Origin of the sequence: Janthinobacterium sp. 1_2014MBL_MicDiv (genome assembly GCF_001865675.1) — a bacterium.
GTDB lineage: Bacteria > Pseudomonadota > Gammaproteobacteria > Burkholderiales > Burkholderiaceae_D > Janthinobacterium.
Genome location: NZ_CP011319.1, coordinates 5,553,980 through 5,579,829 on the forward strand (window position 1 = coordinate 5,553,980; position 25,850 = coordinate 5,579,829).

Consider the following 25,850-nt stretch of genomic DNA (forward strand, 5'->3'; position numbering starts at 1 on the left):
CATCATGTTTGAACGCTTGATCCGCTTTGCCATCGCGCAGCGCTGGCTGGTGATGCTGGCCGTGGCCGCCATGGCTGGCCTGGGCATCTACAGCTACCAGAAGCTGCCCATCGACGCCGTGCCCGATATCACCAATGTGCAGGTGCAAATCAATACCCAGTCCGCCGGCTACTCGCCGCTGGAAACCGAGCAGAGGGTCACCTTCCCCATCGAGACGGCCATGGCCGGCTTGCCGAACCTGGAGCAGACGCGCTCGCTGTCGCGCTATGGCCTGTCGCAGGTGACGGTGATCTTCAAGGATGGCACGGACATTTATTTTGCCCGCCAGATGATCAACGAGCGCCTGCAGGAAGCCAAGGAAAGCCTGCCGGCCGGCATTACGCCGAAAATGGGGCCCGTCTCCACGGGCCTCGGCGAAATCTACCTGTGGACGGTGGAAACGCAAGACGGTGCGAAAAAGCCGGACGGCACGCCGTACACGCCAACGGACTTGCGCGAAATCCAGGACTGGATCATCAAGCCGCAGTTGCGCAATGTCACGGGCGTGACGGAAATCAATGCCATCGGCGGCTACGCCAAGCAGTACCAGGTGGCGCCGTATCCGGAAAAACTGGCCGCCTACGGCATCAGCCTGCAAGACGTGGTGACGGCACTCGAACGCAACAATGGCAACGTGGGCGCCGGCTACATCGAGCGGCAGGGCGAACAGCTGCTGATACGCGCGCCGGGCCAGGTGGCGTCGAAGGACGACATCGCCAACATCATCGTCGCCAACGTGCAGGGCGTGGCCATCCGCATCCGCGACGTGGCCGACGTGCTCATCGGGCGCGAGCTGCGCACGGGCGCGGCCACGGAAAACGGCCGCGAAGTGGTGCTGGGCACGGTCTTCATGCTGATCGGGCAAAACAGCCGCGCCGTCTCGCAAGCCGTCGACAGGAAGATGGTGGAGATCAACCGCAGCCTGCCGAAAGGCGTGCACGCCGTCACCGTGTATGACCGCACGGTGCTGGTAGACAAGGCCATCAACACGGTGAAGAAAAACCTGCTGGAAGGCGCCGTGCTGGTGATCGCCATCCTGTTCCTCTTCCTCGGCAATATCCGCGCGGCCGTCATCACGGCCATGGTGATTCCGCTGGCCATGCTGTTCACGTTTACGGGCATGGTGCAATACCACGTCAGCGCCAACCTGATGAGTCTGGGGGCGCTGGACTTCGGCATCATCATCGATGGCGCCGTGGTGATCGTGGAAAACTGCGTGCGCCGCCTGGCCCATGCACAGCAGAAACTGGGACGGCCGCTGACCCTGCAGGAACGTTTTCACGAAGTATTTGCCGCATCGCAAGAGGCGCGCCGCCCCCTGCTGTATGGTCAGCTGATCATCATGGTCGTGTACCTGCCCATCTTCGCCCTCACCGGCGTGGAAGGACGGATGTTCACGCCGATGGCCCTGACGGTCGTCATCGCCCTGCTCGGTGCCATGCTGCTGTCGATTACCTTCATTCCCGCCGCCGTGGCGCTGTTTATCGGCGACAAGGTGGCGGAAAAGGAAAACGCCATCATGCGCGCGGCCAAGCGCTGGTATGCGCCGCTGCTCGACAAGGTGATGCGCAACACGCCCGTCGTCTTGACAGGCGCGGCGGTGGCCGTCGTGCTGTCGGGCTTGCTCGCCACGCGCATGGGCAGCGAATTCGTGCCCAGCCTGAACGAGGGCGACATCGCCATCCAGGCCCTGCGCATCCCCGGCACCAGCCTGACGCAATCGCTGGCCATGCAGCAGCAGCTGGAACGCAAGCTGATGGACAGCCACAAGGAAATCGCGCGCGTGTTCGCCCGCACGGGAACGGCCGAGATCGCCTCCGACCCCATGCCGCCGAATATTTCCGACGGCTACATCATGCTCAAGCCGCGCGATCAGTGGCCGCAGCCGAAGAAGTCGCGCGAGCAATTGCTGGCGGAAATCGAGGCGACGGCCAGCAGCTTGGCGGGCAACAACTACGAGTTTTCGCAACCGATCCAGCTGCGCTTCAATGAGCTGATTTCCGGCGTGCGCAGCGACGTGGCCGTGAAACTGTTCGGCGACGACATGGCCGTGCTCGACGGCACGGCGGCGAAGATTGCCGGCGTGCTGGGCAAGATCCCGGGCGCCACGGAAGTGAAGGTCGAGCAGACGACGGGGCTGCCCATGCTGACGGTGCAGATCGACCGCGAGCAGACGGCCCGCTATGGCCTCAACATTGCCGACGTGCAAGCGGCCATCGCCACGGCCATCGGCGGCCAGGAAGCGGGCACCCTGTTCCAGGGCGACCGCCGCTTCGACATCGTCGTGCGCCTGCCCGACAGCCTGCGCAGCGACCTCGAGCAATTGAAGCGCCTGCCCATCGCCCTGCCCCTGGGCGCGGCGGCGGAAGGCCGTGCCCGCTTCATCCCGCTCGGCGAAGTGGCCAGCCTGCAAGTGGCGCCGGGGCCGAACCAGATCAGCCGCGAAGACGGCAAGCGCCGCATCGTCATCAGCGCGAATGTGCGCGGGCGCGATATCGGCTCGTTCGTGGCCGATGCGACGCAACAGCTGCAGGCGCAGGTCAGCATTCCTCCCGGCTACTGGACCAGCTGGGGCGGCCAGTTCGAGCAGCTGCAATCGGCCACCAAACGCCTGGAACTGGTGGTGCCGGTGGCGCTGGCCCTCGTCTTCGTCTTGCTGTTTGCCATGTTCGGCAACGTCAAGGATGGCTTGCTGGTCTTTAGCGGCATCCCGTTCGCCTTGACGGGCGGCATCATCGCCCTGTGGCTGCGCGACATCCCCATGTCGATCTCGGCGGCCGTGGGCTTCATCGCCCTGTCCGGCGTGGCCGTGCTGAACGGCCTGGTGATGATCGCCTATATCCGCCAGCTGCGCGAACAGGGCATGTCCCTGCAGGACGCCATCCGCGAGGGGGCCATCACGCGCCTGCGGCCCGTCCTGATGACGGCCCTGGTGGCGTCGCTGGGCTTCGTGCCGATGGCCATTGCCACGGGCACGGGCGCCGAAGTGCAGCGCCCGCTGGCCACCGTGGTGATCGGCGGCATCCTGTCGTCGACGGCCCTGACCCTGCTGGTGCTGCCGCTCTTGTACCGGCTGGCGTACCGCCGGCAAGAGGAGGTGGAAATGCGCACCGCGCCCGAAGGCGCGGCGGTACAGCTGAGTAAATAGAACGAGAGGCGCGCTACCGCAAGCGGCTTAACCCGGCCGGCGGTAGCCGCCTTCGATCCAGTTCGCCGCCGCAGTGGCATTGAACTTGAAGGCGGCCGAGGTGCGCACCTTGGCGATCTGTTCGCCGTCGGCGTCGTAGGCGCTCAGCTCGGCGTACGGGTGGTCTTCATCGGGCACGATGTCGAACATCACCTTCACCTGGCCCTCGTCGGTGGCGACAAACAGGTTCTTGTGCAGTTGCGCATGCAGCTGCTGTTCATGGCGGCGCAGCACTTCCGAGGCCGTCTTGACCAGCGTGTTGAAGGCGTTGACGTCGAGCGGCTTCGGGTTTTTCTTGTCGCGGCCCATGGTCCACGGCCCCACCAGGGCCGGTTCCGGTTCGCCATCCTTGATCATGGCCACGGCCCAGCCCTCATCTTCCTCATTCTTGATCACGCGCGCCGTCCAGCCATTGCCCACCCACAGGCGCGGTTCCTGGATCGGGGCGTCACTGTCCTGCGCGGACGGTTCGTCGGAAAAGGCGGAGAAATCGGTACTCATGGCGGTGCTCGTGGTGGAAGGTCGGGGCTAGCATGATAGTCGAAATCGGCCGCCCGTGCCGTCTTGCCTTGCCGTAAGCAGCCGCCCGCCATAGTCGATCCCGGCAATAAGGCAAGGAGACAAATTAGTAGACTTATTCTAGTGATCGGGCTTTGATATTGCTCAAGTAAACCTATTATTCATTTGCAATCTGAATTGTGTTTTTTATATTTCAAATATTGCATTTAGTAATGCTTGGCCACAAGAAATTTTCTCCCCATGCGACGCCCTCGCCCCGGCCGCCGCACGGCACCGCCATGCCAGGCACTCCTATCGCCCATGACCGCTGCATACACCTATAATCATCAGAGGGACTCAACATGAAAATCTTGACTACGCTGGCCCTGGTCACGCTGACAGCCGCGACCGCGACTGCAAGCGCCGCCCCCACCTTCACTGCCGGCGGCACGGCACTGGCAGGTGAAGGCCTCGTCACCTCCGTCGCCGGCGCCACGACGATCAACTTCAACGATGGCTTACTGCCAAGCAACTACACGGGCGCCGTGTTTACCAGCAACCACCCCAGCTATGCCGCGCAACCGCCCAACGATTTGACGCCCTTCTATTCCGTCGGCGTTTCCGATGGCCAGATCACGCCGGGGATGGCCACCTTCAGTGGCGGCCTCAGCTATTTTGGTTTCTACATGGGATCGCCCGACACGTATAACAGCATCGTCTTCACCATGGGCGACAGCAGCACGGTCGTCCTGACCGGTTCGCAAATGGCGGCACTGGGCGGCGTCAGCCCGAATGGCGACCAGTCCGTCGGCCTGTACATCAACGCCTGGGCCGGCCAGGGGGCGAGCTTCACCTCGGTCGCCTTCCACTCGCCGAACACGAACGCGTTTGAAAGCGACAACCACGCCTACATCGCCGCCGTACCGGAACCGGGCACGTATGCCATGCTGCTGGCCGGCCTGGGCCTGCTGGGTTTCATGCTGCGCCGCAAAGCGTCATAACACGGCCATGCGCAAGCCAAAGCCCGCGACGCGGGCTTTTTTCACGACCAGCCATCGCCTGGACGGCAACGCTCTGGAGCAGCCTCAACACATGGACATGGCGGGCCGGTTCGGCCACGTCAGCGGCGGGCCCGGCGGTATCCAGCGCGGGTCGATGGCCGGCAGCGGCGCATGGTAGTTGAAGGGCGTGATGATGATCGGTGGAATCGCCGATGGCGCGCCGACGGGCTCGGCACAAGACTGCGTGGCGCTGCGCTGGCGCGTGCTGCGATGGTCCAGGGGGGATAGCGATTGATCCCCGGTATCTGCAAACAAAAGCATGTTGCCCTCCTTGCGAGACTGAGGTATTCAGTATAGGACGGCTTGCGCGTATTACAAGAAAAGAAATCTTGTTCCCGATCAGCGTTTCCTGCCCGCCGCCGACCTTCCATACCGTGAAAATGACCGCCTGTCGCACGCCGCTGGCGGCCCTCCCGGCACGCCACTACAGTGTGACCATGCTGCAACCGATTCCCATCACACAGAGGCTGTCATGAAAAAAATTCTCGCGTTTTCCCTGATCTTCGTCCTCGCCTACATGTTGCTCGACAAGATAGGTTCCCACGATATGATCATGCACATCGACGGCGACGAAGTCGACGGCCCGCTGGGCGCCCTGTGCGCGCTGGTCTTCGCCGGTGGCGGCTTGCTGATCGCGGCCATCGCGCTGGTGTTCGCCGCCGTCGTCACGGGCGTGGTCCTGGCGGGCGTGGGCATGGTGCTGGTGGCCGTCGTCGCCTTTTGCGTGCTGCTGGCGCTGCTGCTCAGCACACCCGTGCTGCTGCCGCTGCTGATCCCCGTCGCCATCGTCTGGCTGCTGGTCAGCCGCAACCGCAAGCAGGCGCAAGCCCGCCAGCACAGCCTGTAATCACTGCGCCATGAACTTGCTGAGCACGCCGTCGCTGCCGCCATCGTTCTGCTCGATGCGGTTGCGCCCGCCCCGCTTGGCACGGTACAGCGCCTCGTCGGCGCGCGCCAGCACGGCGTCGCAATCGGCATCGGTACCGGCCATGGCCGCCATGCCGATGCTGACCGTGACGGTGATCACGATGCCGCCGTCGGTGGTCAGCGCGCTGTCCGCGACGCGCCGGCGCAAGCGCTCGGCGAATATGGCCGCCGCCGGCAAATCCGTCCCCGGCAGCAAGATGGCGAATTCCTCGCCGCCCACGCGGCCCGGCACATCGACCTTGCGCAGAACCTGGCACATCAGCGCGCCCAGATGGCGCAGCACGGCATCGCCGACGGCATGGCCATGGTCATCGTTGACACGCTTGAAGTGATCGATATCGAGCATCAGCACGCTGGCGCAACTGGCCAGTTCACGTTGCAAGCGGGCATGCTCATTTTCCAGCGCTGCCATGAACTGGCGCCGGTTCGGCAAGTTGGTGAGGAAGTCGGTGGTCGCCAGTTGCAGCAATTCCGCATTCATGCGCTTGCGCTCGGTGATGTCGAGCGATGACACCATGACGAAGTCCAGGCTGTCCGCATGCCCCGGCATCACCAGCAGGCTCAGTTCATTCTGCCGGACCGCGCCATCGAGACGCACGAAGCTGCTTTCGCACTCGTACAGGTGAGCGCCACCAGCCAGCGCCAGCAACGCGTCGCCAAAGCGCGGCAAGGCGCTGTCGTCGAAATTTTGCGCCAGGCCCAGCGCGCCACGGCGCTGGTCCTCCTCGTTGGCGCGCACCTGCGCCAGCGCGGCACCATTCGCGTCGATGATGCGCACCAGCCCCGCCAGCCGCGGCAAGGCGGCCGGATCGGCCTGGAAGTAAGCGCCCAGGTCGCTCACGCCCGATGCCGTCAGCGCATCGAGCGCGGCGCGCACGGCCGACCAGTCCTGTTCCCACAGGGCCACGGGCGCATGGTCGTACAGGCTGCGGAAACGCGCCTCGCCGGCCCGCAGCGCCAGCGCCACCTGCGCCTGCTCGATGGCCATGCCGGCCAGGTGCGCCGCCTCGCCCAGGCGCGCCAGATGGGCCGCGCCGGGCAGCGCGGGCTGGCGGTGATACGCCATCAATACGCCCAGCAGCTTGCCCGAGCCGCCACGCACGGGTTCGGCCCAGCACGAGTGCAGCTGGGCCCGCCACGCCAGGTCCATCGTCCCCAGCTCATCGGCCTCGGCATGCAGGTCGGCGACGATCACGCGCTGGCCGGCGCGCAGCGCTTGCGCGGCGATGCCGTGCACGCCCTGCAGGGTGTCGAGATCGTGGCCATGGCTGGCCAGGTTGAAAAACGCGGGCAAGCCCGGCGCCGCGCCCAGCACCAGGCGGTGGCGGCTCTCGTCGAGCAGCAGGATGCTGCACAGCATGGCCGGATGGTCGGCTTGCACGCTGAGCACCACGCTTTCCAGCACGCGCTCGAGCGGCGCGCCCGTGGCCAGCATTTCCAGCACCTGGCGCCGCGTGTGCTCGCGCCGCTCCATCTGGCTGCGCTCGCTGATATCGCGGAAGGTCCACAGCCGCGCCTGCTCGTTACCCAACTGCATGCTGCGCACATACTGCTCGATCACCCGCCCATCGCGCAGGTGCAGCACATCGCGCCGCTCGCGGTGGCCGTGCGGCGCATGGCCACGCGCGCCGAGGAACGGTGCAGCCTGCTCGAGCTGGCTGGCGACATGGCGCACCAGCGCCTCGCCATCGGCTTGCCAGTCGAGCGCATCGGGCACCTGCCACAAGTCGCGGAAGCGCCGGTTCGACGTGAAGATGCGGCCATCGAGGCTGTCGACGAGGATGCCGTCGATGGTGGAATCGAGGATGCTGCGCAGCATGGCCTGGCTGCGCTGGGCCGCGCTGGCCATCGCCAGCACGCTGGCCTGCCCCTGCTCGAGCTGGCCGGCCAGCTCGCTCGAGCGCGCCAGCGCCGCCTGCGCGCGGGCCCGGCTGGCCGCCAGCAGCCACGCCGCCATGGCCAGCGCCACGCTGACCAGCACGCCCGTCCAGGCCACCGCCAGCGGCCGCTCCAGCAGCTCGCCATCGAAACCGGGCATGGCGCGCACGCGCAAGGTCCACGCATGGCCGGCGATCGTGAGGGCCTGCCGCGACGCCAGCGCCGTCGACGCCTGCGCCGACAGCGCGCCCGGCAGGCTGTCGTACATGAGGGCCGCCTCGTCCAGCTGCGCGCCGTCGTAGATTTCCAGGTCCAGCTGGCGCGACGCCTCGCCGCCCACGCCCGCCATCAGGTCGCCCATGCGAAACGGCGCAAAGACCCAGGCCCGCAGGGCGGCGCGCCGCTGTTCCTGCGTGCCATGCGGCAAGCCATTCTCATACACGGGCAGCACGATCAGGAAGCCATACACCCCGCTATTGCCGCCATCCTGCACCAGGCGGATCTTGCCCGTCATGGCGGCCTGGCCCGTGTCGCGCGCCTGTTCCAGCGCCGCGCGGCGCACCGGTTCGGACAGGATGTCATAGCCGAACGCCAGCAGGTTGCTGTCGCTCAAAGGTTCCAGATACGTGATCGGCGCATGCCAGGCGCGCTGGCCCGGCGGACGCACGGCGTAGCCGGCATAGCCCTCGGCGCGCACGCTGGCCTCGTGCCGCGCGCGCGCGCTGCCGGGCAGCAGCGGCAGGAAGCCGACGCCGTGGATGCCGGGAAAATGACGGTCCACCTGCTGCACGGCCAGGTAGGCATGGAATTCGCCGCGCGTGACTTCCTGCGAGCTCGCATACAGGCCCTGCACGCCATGCAGCACCTGGATATAGGTCTGCATGCGACTGACGATGCTGCCCACCAGTTCGCGCACGCGGAAATCAAAATCGGCCCGCACCTGCTGCTCGCTGGCGTCACTGGCGTTGCGCCAGGCGCCATACGTCAGGCCCAGGCACAGCGCCAGCACCAGCATGGCGCACAGGCGCGGGCCCACCCAGTGCGATACCGGCTTGGAAAACCACGACGAGGGCGCGCGTGTTTGCATGACGGACTGAAAGCTGAACGACAATCACACCGCGGCAGCGCCCGGAACGGCGCTGGCAGCGGGCTGAACAACTACCATCAGTAGTTGATGAGAATGATAGTACGTTACAGCAGGATGGCTTGCAATGCCGTATTTTGTGTAAAAAAGACTACATCTTGCGAAGTTGCAACTGAGTTTTCCCGGCATAAAGTCGTCGCCACCATAAATGATAATGATTCTCATTTATAATTATCATCCCGCTTCTCCTCCACGCCGCCAACATGCCCTCCCCGCCGCTTCTCCCCAACGACGCTTCCTGGCAACTGCCGCTGGCCACGCCCAGACTGGAACTGCGCGCCGGCACCCTGTCTTTTGCCGAGCCGGCGCACAGCATCGAGCACAACGAGGCAGGCCTGAAACTGGTGCTGGTACTGGGCGGCCAGCTTGACTATCAATTGCAAAGCGGCGGCGCCGTCAATGTCGAAGGCCCGGCCTTCCACATCAGCCTGAGCGAAACGCCATTCGCCGTCAGCCACTGCTATGCCGCACGGCAAGCTCTGCAGTATCTGAGCGTGCGCATGCCGATGGATGCCCTGCACGACACTTTCGGCGCCGAACTGGGTTCGTTGGCGCGGCGTATCGCCCCGGCCACGCGGCAGGCGATGGCGACGGCGAACGGGCGCGCCGGCAAGGCGCTGCAGGCGCTGGGCAGGCAGATCATGCTGTGTCCGCTTGCCGGGCCGCTGCGCCAGCTGTATTTATCCGGCAAGGCGCTGGAACTGACGGCCGCCGTGATGGACGGCCTGGCGGACACGCGCACGCACGCGGCGGCGCCCGGCACGCGACAGCTGCGCAGCCTGCAGCAGGCGCGCGACATCCTGCTGCAGCGCCTGCACGCGCCGCCCACCCTGCCGGAGCTGGCGCGCCTGGCCGGCACCAACGCCAGCACGCTGAGCCAGGGCTTCCGCCAGCTGTTCGGTACCAGCGTCTTCGCCTACGTGCGCGAGCAGCGGCTGGAACTCGCTTACCGCATGCTGGCGTCCGGCAACATCAGCGTGGCCGACGCGGCGCACGCCTGCGGCTATACGGACTCCCATTTCAGCAAGGTCTTCCGGCAGCGCTACGGCGTTTCCCCCAGCGACATGCGCTGCGCCTGACGGAATACGCGCAATCGCCAGGAAAACAGCGGCAATCCTTAACGCGCCGGCACCGGCACTCCGTACCATATTGAGATTGATTCTCAATACGAAAGGTGCGGTTTTTCATGGCAATGTTTTTTCTTCCCCCACGCGGCCTGCGCTGGTTCCGGCATACCCTGCACCTCATGGCCGCGCTCGCCACCAGCCAGCTGGCGCAGGCGGCCGACGCCCCCGAGCCCGAGGCCAGCCTGCCCGTCATCGCCGTCACGGCCACGCGCGAAGCGGGCGCGAACATGGGCAAGACGGGCGCCTCGCTGAAGGAGACGCCGCAGTCGCTCAGCATCATCAGCCAGGAACGCATGCAGGAGCAAAACCTGCATACGCTCGACGATGTGCTGCAGCAAGCGACGGGCACCACCGTGCAGCCGTTCCAGCTGCTGACCACGGCCTACTATGCGCGCGGTTTCAAGATTGATTCCTTCGAGCAGGATGGCGTCCCCATACTGATGGGCAACATGGCCAGTCCCCAGCAAGACATGGCGATGCTGGAGCGCGTGGAAATCCTGCGCGGCGCCAACGGCTTGCTGCATGGCAGCGGCAACCCTGCCGCCACCGTCAACCTGGTGGCCAAGCGGCCGCAAAAGACCTTCGCCGCGCAAGGCGCGCTGTCGGCTGGCAGCTGGGACCGCCGCCGCGGCGAAGCCGACTTCGGCGGCCCCCTGAACGCCGCTGCCACGCTGCGCGCGCGCGTCGTCGCCACGCATGAGGAACGGGGCTTTTTCTACGACGTGGCGCAACAGAACAGCAGCAACCTGTATGCCGTAGGCGAACTGGACCTGGCGCCCGGCAGCGTGCTCAGTGTGGGCGCCCAGAAACAGCGCATCCGTTCCATCACCAACATGGCGGGCGTGCCGCGCTATGCGGACGGCGGCGATATCGGCTTGCCGCGCTCCACCTATCTCGATGCGGCATGGGACCAGTTCGACTGGGATACCCAGCGCGTCTTCGCCAGCCTGGAACAGCATTTTGCCAATGGCTGGCAAGCCAAGGTGCAAGCGAATCACTTGTCCGGCGACTCCTTCCTGCAATACGCGGGCGCGTATGGCGCCGCGCGCCGCGACCAGCGCCCGTCCTCGAGCGTAATGGGCGCCGCCTACCGCTTCGACAACCGCCAGAACAGCGTGGATGCCTATGCCAGCGGCCCCTTCAGCCTGGGCGGCCGCCAGCATGAGTTGTTGCTGGGCGCCAACGTCCAGCACACATCCAGCGAGCAGTTCTCGGCTAGCTTCCTGCCGCCGTTCAAAGGCACGTATGACGTGTTGCACTGGAACCCGTACGCGCTGGCGGAACCGGCCACGGGCGCCTATGCCTCGCGCGGCCCGACCACGGTCAGCCAGTGGGGCGCCTACGCCATGGCGCGTTTCCACCTCAGCGATGCGCTGACGGCCATCACGGGTGCGCGCCTGAGCCGCTGGAAGCAGGAAACGCGCACGGCGACAGTCGAACCGGACACCCAGCTGACGCCGTACGGCGGCCTGGTCTACGCCCTCTCGCCGCAATGGTCGGGCTATGGCAGCTACACGCAGGTATTCCAGCCGCAAAGCCAGACCAGCATCGACGGCAAGACGCTCGATCCCGTGACGGGCAACAACCTGGAAGCGGGCGTGAAAGGCACGCTGGCCAATGGCAAGCTGGACGTGTCCCTGGCCGTCTACCAGATCCGCCAGAACAAGCGGGCCCAGGAAGACCCGAACTTCCCCTGCGCGGGCAACGTCTGCTACTACATCGCGGGCGGCGAAGTGCAGAGCCGCGGCCTGGAAGCGGAGGCGAACGGCCAGCTGACGCCCGACCTGAACCTGTCGGCCGGCTACAGCTACAACACGACGCGCTACCTGAAGGACGCCCAGTCGCAGGGCCAGGCGTTTGCCAGCTTCGCGCCCGCCCACATCGTGCGCGCGTGGGCCAACGCCACCCTGCCGTGGGGCACGCGGCGCCTGAGCGCCGGACTGGGCTTGCAGGCGCAGAGCCGCTACAGCGTCACCTCGGGCGGCGTGACCTTGCGCCAGGGCGGCTATGCGCTGGCCAATGCCCGCCTGGGCTGGCGCATCGACCGCCATTTTACGGCCGCGCTCAACGTCAACAACCTGTTCGACAAACACTATTACCAGAGCCTGTCCGGCACGGCCTGGAACAACCGCTATGGCGAGCCGCGCAGCGTGATGCTGTCCGTGCGCGCCCAGTACTGAGGTCCCCCATGAACGACGACAACTGCACCCTTTTCCCCCTCGACGGCCACCTGCTGGCGCTGCACGCCGACGCGCTGGCGCAGGCCATGCCCTACCATGCACGCGGCAAGAGCCGCGCCGACTGGATCATCGGCGTCAAGCACGTCAGCGACGCGCAATCCGTGCATGGCGACCATTGGGAACGCCACCCGCGCGGCGATGAAACCCTGTGCCTGCTCGAAGGCAGCATCGAACTGGTGCTGCAGGCGGAGGACGGCGCGGAACGCCGCATCGCCATGCAGGCGGGACAAGCGTGCATCGTGGCGCGCGGCACCTGGCACCGGCTGCAGGTGCACGCGCCCGGACGCCTGCTGTTCATCACGCCCAGCATCGGCAGCGAACACCGCAAAGTGGGCGGTGCCGCATGAGGCCGGCGCTGCAGCGGGCTCACCTGTGGCTGATGGTGGCGGCCCTGTACTTCACGCAGGGCGTGCCGCTTGGACTGGCCATGGAAGCGCTGCCGGCCATGCTGCGCCGCGACGGCGCGCCGCTCGACAGCCTGGCCTTTTTGCCGCTCGTGGGCTTGCCCTGGGTGCTGAAATTTCTCTGGGCGGCGCAGGTCGACAACCGCTGGAATGCGCGCCTGGGCCGGCGCCGCAGCTGGCTGCTGCCGATGCAGGCGCTGGCCACCGCCTGCCTGCTGGGCGCCGCGCTGCTGGGCCTGTCCGCCGCCAGCGCGCCGCTGATCGTCGCCCTGGCCGCGCTCGGTTCGCTGGCCAGCGCCACGCAGGATATCGCCACCGACGGCATGCTGGCCGAACGCTTCGACGGCGCCGCGCTGGGCCGCGCCAATGCCTTGCAGGTGGGCGGCACAATGGTCGGCTTCTTCACGGGCGGCTCCGGGGTGTTGATGCTGTCGGGCATGTTCGGCCAGCGCGCGGCGCTGCTGGCGCTCGCGGCCATCGGCGCGGCCAGCCTGCTGCTCGTCGTGTCGTGGCGCGAAACTGCGCTCGGAGCCGCGCGGCCCGCTGCGGTCCCGGCAGCGCGCAAGGCCAGCTTGCGCGGCTTCATCGGCCGCCCCGGCGCGCCCGCGCTGCTGGGCATCGCCTTCCTGTCGTCGATGACGGCCGTCGCCGGCTATGGCCTGTCGAAACTGCTGCTGGTCGACGCCGGCTGGCCGCTGGAAGCCGTCGGCCAGGTGGGCGTGGCCGGTGGCATGGTCACAGTGCTGCTGGGCTGTGGCGGCGGCGCCTGGCTGATCGGCCGCCATGGCGCCCGGCGCGTCTTCCTGCTGGGCATAGGCGCGTCGGCCGCCGCGGCCGGCCTGTGGCTGTGGCTGGCCGCCATGGCGGCGCCCATGCCGTCCAGCCTGGTCTGGCTGGCGACGGCGCTGGGCTGCTTTGGCGCCGGTTGCGCATCCGTCTCCATGCTGACCATGGCCATGCAATTTGCCAGCCAGAGCGGCCAGGCGGGCACGGACATGACGGCCGTGCAAAGCATGCGCGACGGCGGTGAAATCCTCACCTCGTCCACCCTGACGGGCGTGGCGGCCGCCGCCGGCTATGGCGGCAGCTTTGCCCTCGGCATCGCCTGTGCGCTGCTGGCCATGCTGCTGGCGCGCCGCCTGGCGCAGCAGCGCCAGCCGGCCTGAATGCCGTGCTGTACAGTGATGCCCATTACAGACTCAGGAGCATCGCTTGCTCGACGACCGCTGGCAGGGCACGCTGTGGCTGGCGCCTGACTTTGCCATCCTGCATGGCGAAGCGGGCGCCACGGACAGCCACGCCCATTATGCGCACCAGCTGATGCTGAGCACGGGCACGCCCTTCACCGCAGAGCTCGACGGTAGCATCCATACGGCGCAGCGCCTGCTGGTGGCCAGCCTGCGCCCGCACGCCATCGTGGCCGCGCCGGCTCCCCTGTTCACCATCTATGCGGAGCCCCAATGCCTGGGCGTGGCGGCCCTGCTGGCGGCGCAGGACGGCGTGCACGAGCCCACGCTGGACAGCCTGGCCGCCTCACTGCAGGCTCAGCCGCGCCAGCAGCTGGCCGACGCGCGCCTGCAGCGGGCGCTGGACCAGGTCGATGCCTTGTTGTCCGGCAAGGTCAGCGCGTCCGCCGTGGCCGACGCGGCGCATTTGTCGCTGAGCCAGCTGGAGCGCCTGTTCAGTGCGCAGCTGGGCTTGCCCGTGCGGCGCCTCGTGCTGTGGCGCCGCCTGCGCCTGGCCATCCGCTTTATCCTGCTCGGCAATACCTTGACCCACGCCGCGCACGCGGCCGGCTTTGCCGACGCCGCGCATTTTTCGCGCACCATGCGCAGCCTGTTCGGCGTGCGCGCCGACCGCAGCTTGCGCCAGCTCAACGTCAAGCTGCTCGATTAAGCGCCGATTTCAAGCCGGCCGGCAATTCGGGCGCGCGCACGCCCTCTTCCGCGCGGAACGGCTCGAGCAGCTGCGCGCCATATGCGACGGGATAATCGGGGCGGCTGCCGATGCCGAGGTCATCGCCCGTCATGCGGTAGGCGGGGGCGTCGAAGCGGGTGCCCAGCAAGCGATCCCAGCAGGTAAAGAACAGGCCGAAATTCACGTCGCCTGCCGTACCGTATTTCATGTGGTGGAAACGGTGCAGCGGCGCCCAGGCAAAGATCTGGCGCAGCGGGCCCATGCGCATGTCGACGTTCGCATGCTGCAGCAACAACTGGATGGCCACGGCAAACGCCAGCACGGCCATGACGCTTTCCGGGATGCCCAGCAGCAGCAAGGGCAGCATGCCGCCCGCCGCTTCCAGCAGCAGGTGCAAGGGATGTTTCATCCAGCCATTGAAACCGTACAGGCGCCGCACGCTGTGGTGCACGGCGTGCAGTTTCCACAGGAAATAATAACGGTGGCTCAGGTAATGCACGACGGTGATGCCGCAGTCGGCGATGAGTATCGCCAGCAGCAACTGCCCCCAGAACGGCCAGGCGCCGGGCCAGAAGTCCCCCAGCGCCATGTGTCCGGCCAGCAGGGGAAAGGCGGCCAGGCCCAGCAGGTACAACGCTTCATTGACGAGCGCGTGCAGGCTGTCGCGCCAGCCATCGCCATGCGCATGGTTCCACGTGCCGTCATACGGCAGATAACGCTCGGCAAGAAAGGACGTCAGCAGGGCCAGCAGCAACAGCGGCGGCAAGACCCAGAACGCATGCTGGCGGTACGCCACCAGCCAGGTGGCGGCGCCGATGAAGCCGGCCCAGAACACGGGGCCGTACAGCGCGGCAAAGAGGGATTTCATGGCAAGGTTCTCCTGTGGCAAAAACCACAGCATGGCCGTCCTCCCTGCCGCGCCGCTTGAAGAAACGGCGCAAACTGCGTATTGGGCAGCTTACTCGGCCGCCTTTTTCGCCGCGTATTGCTGATAGCCGTTGGCGCGCAGGGCGCAGGCCGGGCAGGTGCCGCAGCCATAGCCCCAGGCGTGCAGCTCGCCGCGCTCGCCCAGGTAGCAGGTGTGCGTGCCGCTGCGGATCAGGTCGACCAGCGGCTGGCCGCCCAGGTCTTCCGCCAGGTCCCAGCTTTGCGCCTTGTCCAGCCACATCAGCGGCGTTTCCAGTTTCAGGCGCGTGTTCATGCCCAGGTTCAGGGCCACTTGCAGCGCCTTCATCGTGTCGTCGCGGCAATCCGGATAGCCGGAGAAATCCGTCTCGCACATGCCGCCCACGAGCACCGTCAAGCCGCGGCGGTAGGCCACGGTGGCGGCCACCGTCATGAACAGCAAGTTGCGCCCAGGAACGAAGGTGTTCGGCAAGCCGTTTTCCTGCATGACGATCTCGACGTTCTGCGTCATGGCCGTATCGGAAATGGCGGAAATCAGCGACAGGTCTATCATGTGATCAGGGCCGAGGCGGCTGTCCCACTCGGGCGACTGCTGGCGCATCTGCTCGAGCACGCCGGGACGCACCGTCAGCTCGATCGCATGGCGCTGGCCATAGTCGAAGCCAATCGTTTCCACGCGGCTATAGTGCTTGAGGGCCCAGGCCAGGCAGGTGGTGGAATCTTGCCCACCGCTAAAGAGCACGAGTGCGGAGTCAGTTGCTAGCATAATTTCTTTCTTTTCAGTTTTATTCTGTCCAATAGTGCGCGGGGAAACATGATTCCCCGTGCAAAAAATACTTATTCGTCCGCCATCAGTTTACCTATTCCGGTAACATGCAGTCAGCATTTACTCATCTGGAGCACCATGTTTTCTGCACGACCCATACGGCACACAGCCGCCGGCAAGGCGACACGACCACGAATTTTGGCACAAGTAGTGACAAAAGTAATGGGTCAACTGACACTGGCGGCCGCCGGCAGTGCCATCCTGCTGTTTCCGCTCGCCAACGCCAGCGCGCAGGAAACCACGCCAGATGCCGCAGCAGACAGCGCCAGCGCCACGGAAGCGGCGCCGGCACCGCTGCAATACGAGGTCAAGGTCAACGCGCCCGGCGATCTCGATGAGTTGCTGGAAAAAAACCTGGACCTGGAACGCTTCCGCGGCAACCCGCGCATGGACCGCGAGCAATTGCAACGTCTCGTGCGCGATGCTCCTGAGCAAGTTAAAAATCTCGTCGCCACGGCCGGCTATTACACGCCCGTCGTGACCGTGCGCGTCGACACGACGGGCGCCAAACCCGTCGTCATCGTCGACGTCGAGCCGGGCGAAGCGGTGACCGTCGGCCAGGTCGAGCTGGAATTGCGCGGTTTCGATCCCACGCCGCCGCTGGCCGCCTCCGAACCCTACGATACGGAAGCGCTCAAGCGCAGCTGGTCCCTGAAGACGGGCAGCGTGTTTCGCCAGTCGGACTGGGAATCGGCCAAGCGCGCGCTGCTGCGCGAAGTGGTGCAGACGCGCTACCCGCGCGCCCAGCTGGTCGACACGCAAGCCGTGGTCGACCCGGAAACGCACAAGGTGTCGCTGCTGGTGGTGCTCGACAGCGGCCCCGAGCTGCGCTTCGGCGAGCTGCGCATCGAAGGCTTGAAACGCTATCCTGAAAGCATCATCCGCAACCTCGACAAGATCCGCCCCGGCGAGTACTACAGCGAATCGGCGCTGCAATCGTTCCAGGCGCGCCTGCAGGACACCGGCTACTTTGCCAGCGTGGAAGTGAGCGCCGACATGAGCAGCATTCTCAGCGAACAGATCGAGGCGGGCCAGGAAAGCCAGCAAGCCGATGCGGCCGGCGCCGCGCCCGTGGAAAAACCGGCCAACCGCGGCCCCGCGCCGCAACTGCCGCTGGTGGTGCGCGTGACGGAAAACAAGCAGCAAAACGTCAGCGCCGGTCTCGGTTTCAGTACGAACACGGGGAATCGCGCCCAGCTCAACTACGACAACCTGAATGTGTTCGGCACGCGCTTCAAGAGCGCGATCACGATGGAAACGAAGAAACAGGCGGCGCACGCCAACTTCTATTTCCCCACCACCGAGCGCGGCTACAACGACAGCGCGGGCGCCTCGTTCGAGCGCAGCGACATTTCCAATGAAATCACGGCCGTCACCACCATCTCGGCCAAGCGCAACTGGGGCGGCACCAACTTGGAGCGCAGCCTGACGTTCGAGTTCCTCAGCGAAGACAAGACCGTCGTCGGCCTGGAACAGACGCGCAGCAAGAGCTTGCCGCTGACCTATGCCATCACCAAGCGCAGCCTCGACAGCCTGCTGTTCCCCACCAAGGGCTATGTCATCAACGCGCAGGTGGGCGGCGCGCTGCTGCCCGTGCTGACGGACGAGCGCTTCGTGCGCGTGGCCGGCAAGGCCGTGTATTACCGGCCGCTCGGTGAAAAAGGCGAACTCATACTGCGCGGCGAAATGGGCGCGCTCGGCTCGAAAGAGAAGCGCGGCGTGCCGGCCGTCTACCTGTTCCGCGCCGGCGGCGACCAGTCGGTGCGCGGCTATGCCTACCAGGAACTGGGCGTGAAGGAAGGCGACGCCACCGTCGGCGGGCGCTACATGGCCACCGCCAGCGCCGAATACCAGTACTGGTTCAAGCCGAAATGGGCCATCGCCGCCTTCTACGACGCCGGCAACGCGGCCGATACCGTCAAGGCGCTGACGCCGAAATCGGGCTACGGCCTGGGCGGGCGCTACCGCAGCCCCGTCGGCCCCATCAATGTCGACGTGGCGTATGGCCACGCCGTCCACGCCTACCGTTTGCACTTCTCTCTGGGATTCACTTTCTGATGTCCGATATTACTACCGAGTCCCCCAACGGCGCCGCGCCGCCACCGCCGCCGGCGAAAAAGCCGCGCCGCTGGCTGCGCTACCTGCTGATCGCCGTCGCCAGCCTGGCCGTGCTGCTGGGCGCCGCCTTCTGGTTCCTGGGCCGCGAATCGACGCTGCAAATGCTGGTGCAAAAGGTGGCCAGCGCCAGCGGCGGCGAGATCGCCGTCACGGGCGTGTCCGGCTCGCTGTACAACCGCATGCACCTGGGCCACGTCAGCTACCGCAGCAAGACGCAGCACATCACGGCCGACAACATCGACATCAACTGGTCGCCGTTCCAGTTCTTCTCGGAAGGCATCGCCATCAGCGAACTGCACGTGGCCAGCCTGTCCGTGGAAACCACGGCGCCGTCCGACGAGCCGTCGACCATGCCCGCCAGCCTGGCCTCGCCGTTCAAGGTGGGCATCAGCGATGCACGCCTGGACAAGGTGACGCTCGTCAGCGCGGGCGGCAACACGGTGTTTGAAAAGATACATTTCACCTTGTCCGGCGACAAGACCCAATGGCAGCTGGAAAACGCCACGGCCCTGACGCCGTTCGGCCAGGCCGCGGCCAGCGCGACGATCGCCGCCACCCAGCCATTCAAGCTCAGCGGCAAGGCCAGCTTGACGCAGCTCAATCCGGCCGCCGGCGAAAAGCCGGCCGCCCTGGCCCTGCAACTGGGCGGCGACTTGAACGTGCTGAACGTGACGGCCAAGGGCAGCGCGGGAGCGGCCACGGCCGACGCCCAGCTGGCACTGGCGCCGTTCGACCCCGTCATCATTCTGCGCTCGGCCAGCATCCGTGGCCGCAACATCAATCCGGGCAAGTTCGACGCCACCCTGCCACAGGCGGACCTGAGCCTGGAACTCGATGCCGCCATCGACACGCGGCCTAACGCGCAGACGGTGTCGGGCAAGCTGGCCATCCTCAACCACGCCACGCCGGGCCCCATCGACCAGCAAAAGCTGCCGCTGCGCCAGTTCGAGGCGCGCCTGGGCGGCACCCTGACGGCCACCACGCTGGAGTCGGCCATCATCGACTTCGGCAACGCGGGCAAATTCACGGGCAGTGGCAAGCTCAACCGCGACGCCGCCGACGCCCCCATCGGCAATGCACAGTTGACCTTGCACACGGACAAGATCGACTTGCAGCATATCTACAGCAGCATCAACAGCACGAAGATCGTCGGCGACATCGTGCTCGACAGCGACGGCAAGACGCAAACCCTGCGCGCCAGGCTGGGCGAAGCCAAGCTGCGCCTGGACGTGGAGGCCACGCTGGCCGACTCGCTGGTGCAGCTGCGCAAGGCCACCTTGCAAGCAGGCAAGAGCAACGTCAACGCGACGGGCCAGATCAGCCTGAAAGACGCACAGGAATTCAAGGCTGTCGCCACGGCCAGCCGCTTGAACCCGGCCGATTTCGGCGCCTTCCCCGTGGCCGACCTGAACCTCGACGTGCGCGCCAACGGCCACGTGGCGCCGCAATGGCTGGCCAATGCGGACTTCACCGTACGCCCCAGCAAACTGCTCGACCAGCCCTTGTCGGGCAAGGGCAAGCTGACGGCGGACGCGGCCCACTTCAGCGGCATCGACGTGCAGTTGGCGCTGGGCAAGAACAACGTGACGGCCAAGGGCAACTTTGGCGGCGCCGGCGAAAAACTCAACTGGAATGTCGATGCGCGCCAGCTCTCCGCCGTACAGGCCGACTTGCTGGGCAGCGTGCTGGCCAGCGGCGTCGTGCAAGGCACCCTGCAGCAGCCGCGCACGAGCTTTGTTGCCGATGCAAAAGGATTGGGCCTGGCCAGCGGCAAGCGTCCCGCGCCAGACAGCGCCATCCACGCCAGCGGCGAAGTGGGCTTGACGGGGCCCAAGAAAGAAGCGGAATTGAAAGTGACGGGTTCCTTGCAAAAGATCAACCCGGCCGCCTTCGGTGCGGACTTGCCCAGTGGTAATGTCAATGCGGATTTCACCGGCAGCGGCCGCCTGACGAGCGACTGGCAAGTGGCCCTGAACCTGGGCTTGCGCGAATCGACGCTGCAAAACGCCCCGCTGGCCGGCTACGCCAAGCTGTCGGCGAATGCGAAACGCATCGACAGCGTCGATACGGAACTGCGCCTGGGCCCGAACAGCCTGCAAGCGAAAGGCGCGCTGGGCGGCGCCACCGACAAGCTGGCGTGGAAACTCGATGCGCCGCAACTGTCGACCCTGGGCCCGCGCTTTGCCGGCGTGCTGCATGCGGCCGGCGCCGTCTCGGGCAAGCTGGAGGCGCCCGCCGCGCAACTGACGCTCGATGGCAAGGATCTGACCTTCTTTGGCGACCAGCAATTGAAGGCCGTGAAAGGCAGCGCCAGCGTGGGCGCCGGCCAGGGCGCGCTCGACCCCATGGTCAGCGAGCTGGAAATCACGGGCTACAGCACGCCCACCTTCAAGCTGGCCAACGCCCGCCTGGGCACCACGGGCACGCGCGGCAGCCATACCGTGAGCCTGACGGCGCGCAACGACGATTTCGATGCCAGCGTGCAAATCAAGGGCAGTCAGAGCGGCGCCAGCTGGATCGGCAGCATCGACAGCCTGCAAAACAAGGGCCGCTATGCGCTCGTGCTGCAGGCGCCCGTGCCCGTGAAAGTGGCCGGTCCGGCCGGCAGCGGCGTGGCGGGCCTGGGCCAGCCCGAGCAGATCAGCGTGGGCAACACCGTCATCAAGTTGCCGGCAGGTAGCATCACCATGCAAAGCCTGGCCAAGAACGGCCCGCGCTGGACCAGTGCCGGCCAGGCGGCCGGCGTGGCGCTGACCTATCTGGCGCAAGTGATCCCGTCGCTGCAAGCCAATGCGCGCAGCGACCTGACCCTGGGCGCGCAATGGTCGCTCGACATGCAGGTGCCGACAGCGAAGCAGAAAGAGCCGTCACTGGCCGGCATGCTGCACGTCTACCGCGAAAAAGGCGACGTGACGGTGGGCGTGGAACAGCCGCTGGCGCTGGGATTGCGTACCCTCGATGCGCGGGTGGATGTAGCGAACCAGCAACTGCGCCTGGCCGTGAAACTGGACGGCGCGCGCGCGGGCCAGAGCGACATCAACGCCACCGTGCAAATGCTGGGCGGGCGCATCAGCAACGACAGCGCCCTCTCCCTGACGGGCACCACCAGCATCGATTCGCTGGCCTGGCTGGCGCCGCTGACGGGGCAACCCGGCCTGGAACTGGGCGGCGCCTTGAAGGTCGCCCTGTCCGGCAGCGGCAGCATCGGCGCGCCGCAATTAAATGGCGACATCAACGGCAGCAAGCTGCTGGTGAACTGGGCCGACCAGGGCTTGAAGCTGCGCAATGGCGTGCTGCAAGCCAAACTGGCGGGCGATCAATTGCAATTGCAGCGCCTGAGCTTTGACGGCGGCGACGGCAAGGTGCAGGCTGACGGCTGGGTACGCTTTGCGAATGGCGAAGCGAGCCTGGAACTGAAATTGATGGCCGACCGCCTGCAGGCGCTGTCGCGCCCCGACCGCACGCTCGTATTGTCGGGCAACAGTACCCTCGTGCGTAACGACAAGCGCTTCAGCTTCGAGGGCAAGTTCAAGGCCAACCGCGCGCTGATCGAACTGGCGCCGCAAGACACGCCCACGCAAAGCAGCGACGTGGTGGTGCTGGGCAAGGAGGTCAAGGGCAGCAAGGAAGCGCCGTCGCTGCCCCTGAATATCGACCTCGAATTCGACCTGGGCAATGCCTTCCACCTGCGCGGCATGGGCCTCGACGCCGACCTGGCCGGCAATGTACGCGCCAGAGTCATCAACCGCGCCGCGCCGCGCGTGACGGGCAGCATCCGCGTCGCCAGCGGCCAGTACGCGGCATACGGCCAAAAACTGTCCATCGAGCGGGGATTGATCAACTTCACGGGCGCCTACGACAATCCGGCCCTGAACATCCTGGCCGTGCGCAAGCGTCCCGAAGGCGAAGCGCTGTCGGAAACGAATGTGGAAGCGGGCGTGGAAGTGCGCGGCACGGCGCAGGCGCCGACGGCCAAGCTGGTCTCCACGCCGAGCGTCTCGGACAGCGACAAGCTGGCCTGGCTGATCCTCGGCCATGGCGCGGAAACGGCGGCCGGCGATGAGATGGCCCTGCTGACGACGGCCGCGGGCGCCCTGTTCGGCGGCTCCGGCGGCGGCTTGCAGGGCAAGCTGGCCAGTTCGCTGGGACTCGACGAGGTGGGCCTGTCGCAGGCGCAAGGGCTGGAAAGCACGGTCGTCACCGTCGGCAAGCGCCTGTCGTCGCGCGCCTACCTGACGTTCGAGCAAGGCACGAGCACGGCGACGAGCCTGGTCAAGCTGCGTTACAAGCTGAACCGCCGCATCACCTTGCAGTTCCAGACCGGCACGAACAATGCGCTGGACGTGTTGTATACCTGGGCATTTGATTAAATCAGGGGTCTGACCCCGAACCAGCAACAACAAAGGGCGCCTCGGCGCCCTTTTCCTTGATCTGCCGCAAACGGCTTACTCGGCCACGTCGAGGCCGCGTTCGATCATGCCTTCGACATAGGCGCGCAGGTATTGTTCCAGCGCCGGGCCGGACAGCACGTTGGCCGTCAGCGCGCCGTGCGGCGAGCCTTTCAGCACGCCATCGTGGTACACGCGCGCAATCCATGCCACGTCCGTGCCGGGCGTGTAATCGAGTTCGTAGTCAAACGATTCGCCGCTGACCTTGCGTGTGTAGACTTCCTTGACAATTGCCATCTAAAACAGCCTTTCTTGACGAGATTAACTGGGGTGGGGGTGCGGCACGGGATCATCCTGCGGCACCGGGTGCACGGGCCCAGGCTGGTGCCCGGGCGCCTGCTGCGGCTCCGGCGCCGGCATCGGTTCATCGACAGGCGCCGGATCGGGCGCGCGGTGGGCATCAATGGCAAACGCTGACATGGCTGGCCTCCCTGCGGATAAGGACAAAGGAAGACCATACCACGAGATGCGCGCCGCCTGTCCCTATTTGCCTGCCGGCTTGACGTCGGCGGCCACCGGCTGGGCGTTCTTCACATATTTCTCCAGCCAGTTGTTGCTTTCGTACAGCATCTGCATGATCGATTCGCGCGCGCGGTAGGCGTGGCTTTCATTCGGCAGCATCACCAGGCGCGCCGTGCCGCCCAATCCCTTGACGGCCTGGAACATGCGCTCGCTCTGGATGGGGAAGGTGCCCGAATTGTTGTCCTGCTCGCCATGGATCATCAGCAGCGCATCCTTGATCTTGTCGGCATAGTTAAATGGCGACATGGCCTGGTAGACGGCCGGCGCCTGCCAGAACGAGCGCTCTTCCGACTGGAAGCCGAACGGCGTCAGGGTGCGGTTGTAGGCGCCGCTGCGGGCGATGCCGGCACGGAACAGGCGCGTATGCGCAAGCAGGTTGCCCGTCATGAACGCGCCATACGAATGGCCGCCGATGGCGATACGGTTACGGTCGGCAACGCCACGGCGCACCACTTCCTCGACGGCTGCCTCGGCGTCGGCCACCAGCTGCGGCAGGTAGGTGTCATTCGGCTCCTGCTCGCCATTGCCGACGATAGGGAACGATGGATTGTCCAGCACGGCATAACCCATGGACAGGAAGGCGGCCGGGCCCCAGTAGCTGACGGCATTGAATTTATACGGCGAGCCCTTGGTCTGGCTGGCGGCGCTGGCCGTCTTGAATTCCTGCGGATACGCCCACATCAGCGTGGGCAGCGGGCCGTCGCGTTTGGCATCGTAGTTCGGCGGCAGCATCAGGGTGGCCGTCAAGTCCACGCCGTCGGCGCGCTTGTAGCGGATCAGCTCTTTCTGCACCTCCTTCAATTGCGGCAGCGGATGGGGGAAGTGCGTGAGCGGCGTCAGCGGTGCTGCGCCCTGCTTGAGGTTGCGCACATAGTAGTTCGGCTGCTCGGTCGGCGATTCGCGCGTCGACAGCAGGCGGCTGCCGTCCTCGTCCAGCACGGCCACCACGTTTTCATAGTAGGGCGCGGCGCTCTGGAACAGGCGTTCCTTTTTCTTCGTCGCCAGGTTCAGGCGGTCGATGAAGGGACGGTCGCCTTCGGTGGAAGCACCGGCGCCGTCGAGCAGGATCGCGTTATCAACGGAGATCAGCAGGCGCGGCAGGCCGGCCGCGTCGGCGCGCATGACGGGCTGGCCCGGATCGTTATAGCGGTCTTCGAACGAACCCGCGTACACGAGGTCGCCGGGCGTACCCGCCGTCGCGGACGGCTGGTCCGGATTGATGCGCCATTGCTTGACGGCGCGCGTCTTGTACCACGCTTCGCTGAGCAGGGCCAGGTCGCCGCGGCCCCAGGCCACGCCCGCATAGCGCGAACCCAGCCTGGCCAGCACGGCCGGCTTGGCCGTGAACGGCGCCGCCTGCGTGTAGACGATGTCGCGGATCTCCAGCGCGCCGGCCGGGTCGCCGCCATCCTGCGCTTCGGCCCATACCAGGGTGGCGGGTGCATCGACCCGCCAGCTGACGTCGCGCACGCCGGCGGAGACGGCGTCATTACCGGGTGGCAAGCCCTCCTCCAGCGGCTTGCGCGCCAGCACGTGCAGCGCCTTGCCCGCCAGGTCGCGCACCTCGATCGTGTGGCCGAAGTCGCGCGCCGGCACGATGTAGGAATACGGCCGCACGATGCTGGTCGTCAGCAGGTGCTTGCCATCGGGCGAAGCCGAGACGCGCGAAAACTGGCCGGGCTGCCCCACCAGGCGCTGCTTGCCCGCCACATCGAGCAAAGCCAGCTGCACGGTGGTGTAGTGTTCGAACAGCTGGGCGTCCTGCTCGTTCTTCAGCAGGTCGGGATAGGTGCGCAGCTGCTTGACGGCACCGCCGGGCAGGCTGTCCTGGATGGACGGGCCCGTCGGGATACCGTTCGGCACGGGCGCCGCCCCCAGCTTGGCCGGTTTCAGCTGCACCAGCAGCGTCTTACTGTCCGGCATCCAGGAAAAGCCGCGGCCATACACGGTCGACAGGGGGGAGCTGGCCAGCTTGCGCGCCGCTTTGGTCTGCACGTCGAGCAGCCACAGTTCCACGCCCGATTCCTTCACGCCCTTGGCGGCATCGGCATAAACGATGTGGCTGAACGCCAGGTAGCGCTGGTCGGGCGACCAGGCCAGGTCGGCGATGCGCGGCGATGCGGGCAAGCCGCTGACCTTGATCTCCTTTTGCGTATCGATATCGAGCAAGCCCAGGCCCGTGTGAAAACTGAAACGGCTGGCCGAATACGTGCGCGGGTTGATGCGCAAGCCTGCCAGCTTCAGTTCCGGCTGCGCCACTTCGCTGATGCTGGGCAAGGATGGCGTCGCTAGCACGGCGGCCAGGTTGCGTTTCGGGCTCAGGTTCAGGGTCGGTGCGCGCGGCGCATCGACGATGGCTTGCAGGGGCGCCGGCGGCTGTTGATAAGCGCCATCTTGTGCCATGGCCAGCGAGGACGAGGCCATCAAGCCGACAGTGATGGGCAGCAGGGGGAAACGAGTAGACATGACACTCCAGGGACGTGGATAAGAAACAGTGACTGAGCGCAGCGTGCCGCTCGTGGCGGCACGGCATGACAGGGCATAGTGCTTTCATGCCATGTAAATGTCAATAAGCAACTTTTGCCTGCCGCCCCGCTTCGCCTTCGCC

Annotated in this window: 18 protein-coding genes; 10 read left to right on the forward strand and 8 right to left on the reverse strand. The window is 66.1% G+C overall.

Annotated elements, in window-relative coordinates; translation table 11 throughout:
* The first annotated feature begins 4 nt into the window (after positions 1-4).
* The gene (locus YQ44_RS24045) at positions 5-3,187 is read left to right on the forward strand and encodes an efflux RND transporter permease subunit (RefSeq protein ID WP_071325529.1); all 3,183 of its coding nucleotides are present in this window, start codon (positions 5-7) and stop codon (positions 3,185-3,187) included.
* A 27-nt stretch (positions 3,188-3,214) separates the two neighbouring features.
* On the opposite strand, the gene YQ44_RS24050 is transcribed toward YQ44_RS24045, so the two are convergent.
* Complete coding sequence (locus tag YQ44_RS24050) at positions 3,215-3,727, reverse strand: hypothetical protein (protein WP_071325530.1); 513 nt, start codon at positions 3,725-3,727, stop codon at positions 3,215-3,217.
* A 359-nt stretch (positions 3,728-4,086) separates the two neighbouring features.
* On the opposite strand from YQ44_RS24050, the gene YQ44_RS24055 reads away from it, so the two are divergent.
* Positions 4,087-4,725 (forward strand): Npun_F0296 family exosortase-dependent surface protein, encoded by a 639-nt coding sequence (locus YQ44_RS24055; protein WP_071325531.1) that lies wholly within the window; start codon positions 4,087-4,089, stop codon positions 4,723-4,725.
* Between the two features lie 84 nt (positions 4,726-4,809).
* Here the strand turns inward: YQ44_RS24055 and YQ44_RS24060 are convergent, their stop codons facing one another.
* Complete coding sequence (locus YQ44_RS24060; protein WP_071325532.1) at positions 4,810-5,046, reverse strand: hypothetical protein; 237 nt, start codon at positions 5,044-5,046, stop codon at positions 4,810-4,812.
* A 211-nt stretch (positions 5,047-5,257) separates the two neighbouring features.
* Between YQ44_RS24060 and YQ44_RS24065 the strand changes: the two genes are divergently transcribed.
* Positions 5,258-5,632: a hypothetical protein gene (locus YQ44_RS24065; protein ID WP_071325533.1), complete on the forward strand. Its 375-nt coding sequence runs from the start codon at positions 5,258-5,260 to the stop codon at positions 5,630-5,632.
* On the opposite strand, the gene YQ44_RS24070 is transcribed toward YQ44_RS24065, so the two are convergent.
* Positions 5,633-8,677, reverse strand: a complete 3,045-nt coding sequence (locus YQ44_RS24070; protein WP_071325534.1) for a CHASE domain-containing protein — start codon at positions 8,675-8,677, stop codon at positions 5,633-5,635. It lies immediately after the preceding gene.
* Between the two features lie 260 nt (positions 8,678-8,937).
* On the opposite strand from YQ44_RS24070, the gene YQ44_RS24075 reads away from it, so the two are divergent.
* The 5 genes from YQ44_RS24075 to YQ44_RS24095 all read left to right on the forward strand — a co-directional run bounded on the left by YQ44_RS24075 (position 8,938) and on the right by YQ44_RS24095 (position 14,401).
* Positions 8,938-9,813: a helix-turn-helix transcriptional regulator gene (locus tag YQ44_RS24075; RefSeq protein ID WP_071325535.1), complete on the forward strand. Its 876-nt coding sequence runs from the start codon at positions 8,938-8,940 to the stop codon at positions 9,811-9,813.
* Positions 9,814-9,920: 107 nt separating this feature from the next.
* Entirely contained in the window at positions 9,921-12,041 is a 2,121-nt protein-coding gene (locus tag YQ44_RS24080; protein ID WP_071325536.1) for a TonB-dependent siderophore receptor, read from the forward strand.
* 8 nt (positions 12,042-12,049) lie between these two features.
* Positions 12,050-12,448, forward strand: a complete 399-nt coding sequence (locus YQ44_RS24085) for a cupin domain-containing protein (protein WP_071325537.1) — start codon at positions 12,050-12,052, stop codon at positions 12,446-12,448.
* Positions 12,445-13,671, forward strand: coding sequence for a RhtX/FptX family siderophore transporter (locus YQ44_RS24090; RefSeq protein ID WP_071325538.1), 1,227 nt, complete (start codon positions 12,445-12,447; stop codon positions 13,669-13,671). The genes YQ44_RS24085 and YQ44_RS24090 overlap by 4 nt, the downstream gene beginning before the upstream one ends.
* A 46-nt stretch (positions 13,672-13,717) precedes the next feature.
* A complete protein-coding gene (locus tag YQ44_RS24095) occupies positions 13,718-14,401 on the forward strand; it encodes a helix-turn-helix domain-containing protein (protein ID WP_071325539.1) in 684 nt (227 codons plus the stop codon).
* On the opposite strand, the gene YQ44_RS24100 is transcribed toward YQ44_RS24095, so the two are convergent.
* Together YQ44_RS24100 and queC are read right to left on the reverse strand one after the other, a co-directional pair.
* Positions 14,385-15,290, reverse strand: coding sequence for a sterol desaturase family protein (locus tag YQ44_RS24100; protein ID WP_071325540.1), 906 nt, complete (start codon positions 15,288-15,290; stop codon positions 14,385-14,387). The genes YQ44_RS24095 and YQ44_RS24100 overlap by 17 nt on opposite strands.
* 90 nt (positions 15,291-15,380) lie before the next feature.
* Positions 15,381-16,094, reverse strand: coding sequence for a 7-cyano-7-deazaguanine synthase QueC (gene queC / locus YQ44_RS24105; protein ID WP_071325541.1), 714 nt, complete (start codon positions 16,092-16,094; stop codon positions 15,381-15,383).
* Positions 16,095-16,316: 222 nt separating this feature from the next.
* Here queC and YQ44_RS24110 point away from each other — a divergent pair, with 222 nt between their 5' ends.
* Complete coding sequence (locus tag YQ44_RS24110) at positions 16,317-18,212, forward strand: autotransporter assembly complex protein TamA (protein WP_071325542.1); 1,896 nt, start codon at positions 16,317-16,319, stop codon at positions 18,210-18,212.
* Positions 18,212-22,642: a translocation/assembly module TamB domain-containing protein gene (locus YQ44_RS24115; RefSeq protein WP_071325543.1), complete on the forward strand. Its 4,431-nt coding sequence runs from the start codon at positions 18,212-18,214 to the stop codon at positions 22,640-22,642. The genes YQ44_RS24110 and YQ44_RS24115 overlap by 1 nt, the downstream gene beginning before the upstream one ends.
* 75 nt (positions 22,643-22,717) lie before the next feature.
* On the opposite strand, the gene YQ44_RS24120 is transcribed toward YQ44_RS24115, so the two are convergent.
* The 3 genes from YQ44_RS24120 to YQ44_RS24125 form a co-directional block, all read right to left on the reverse strand.
* The gene (locus YQ44_RS24120) at positions 22,718-22,957 is read right to left on the reverse strand and encodes a hypothetical protein (RefSeq protein WP_071325544.1); all 240 of its coding nucleotides are present in this window, start codon (positions 22,955-22,957) and stop codon (positions 22,718-22,720) included.
* A gap of 24 nt (positions 22,958-22,981) precedes the next feature.
* Positions 22,982-23,140: a hypothetical protein gene (locus YQ44_RS29395; RefSeq protein ID WP_198043807.1), complete on the reverse strand. Its 159-nt coding sequence runs from the start codon at positions 23,138-23,140 to the stop codon at positions 22,982-22,984.
* 63 nt (positions 23,141-23,203) lie between these two features.
* Entirely contained in the window at positions 23,204-25,708 is a 2,505-nt protein-coding gene (locus tag YQ44_RS24125; protein WP_071325545.1) for an alpha/beta hydrolase family protein, read from the reverse strand.
* Between the last annotated feature and the right edge of the window lie 142 nt (positions 25,709-25,850).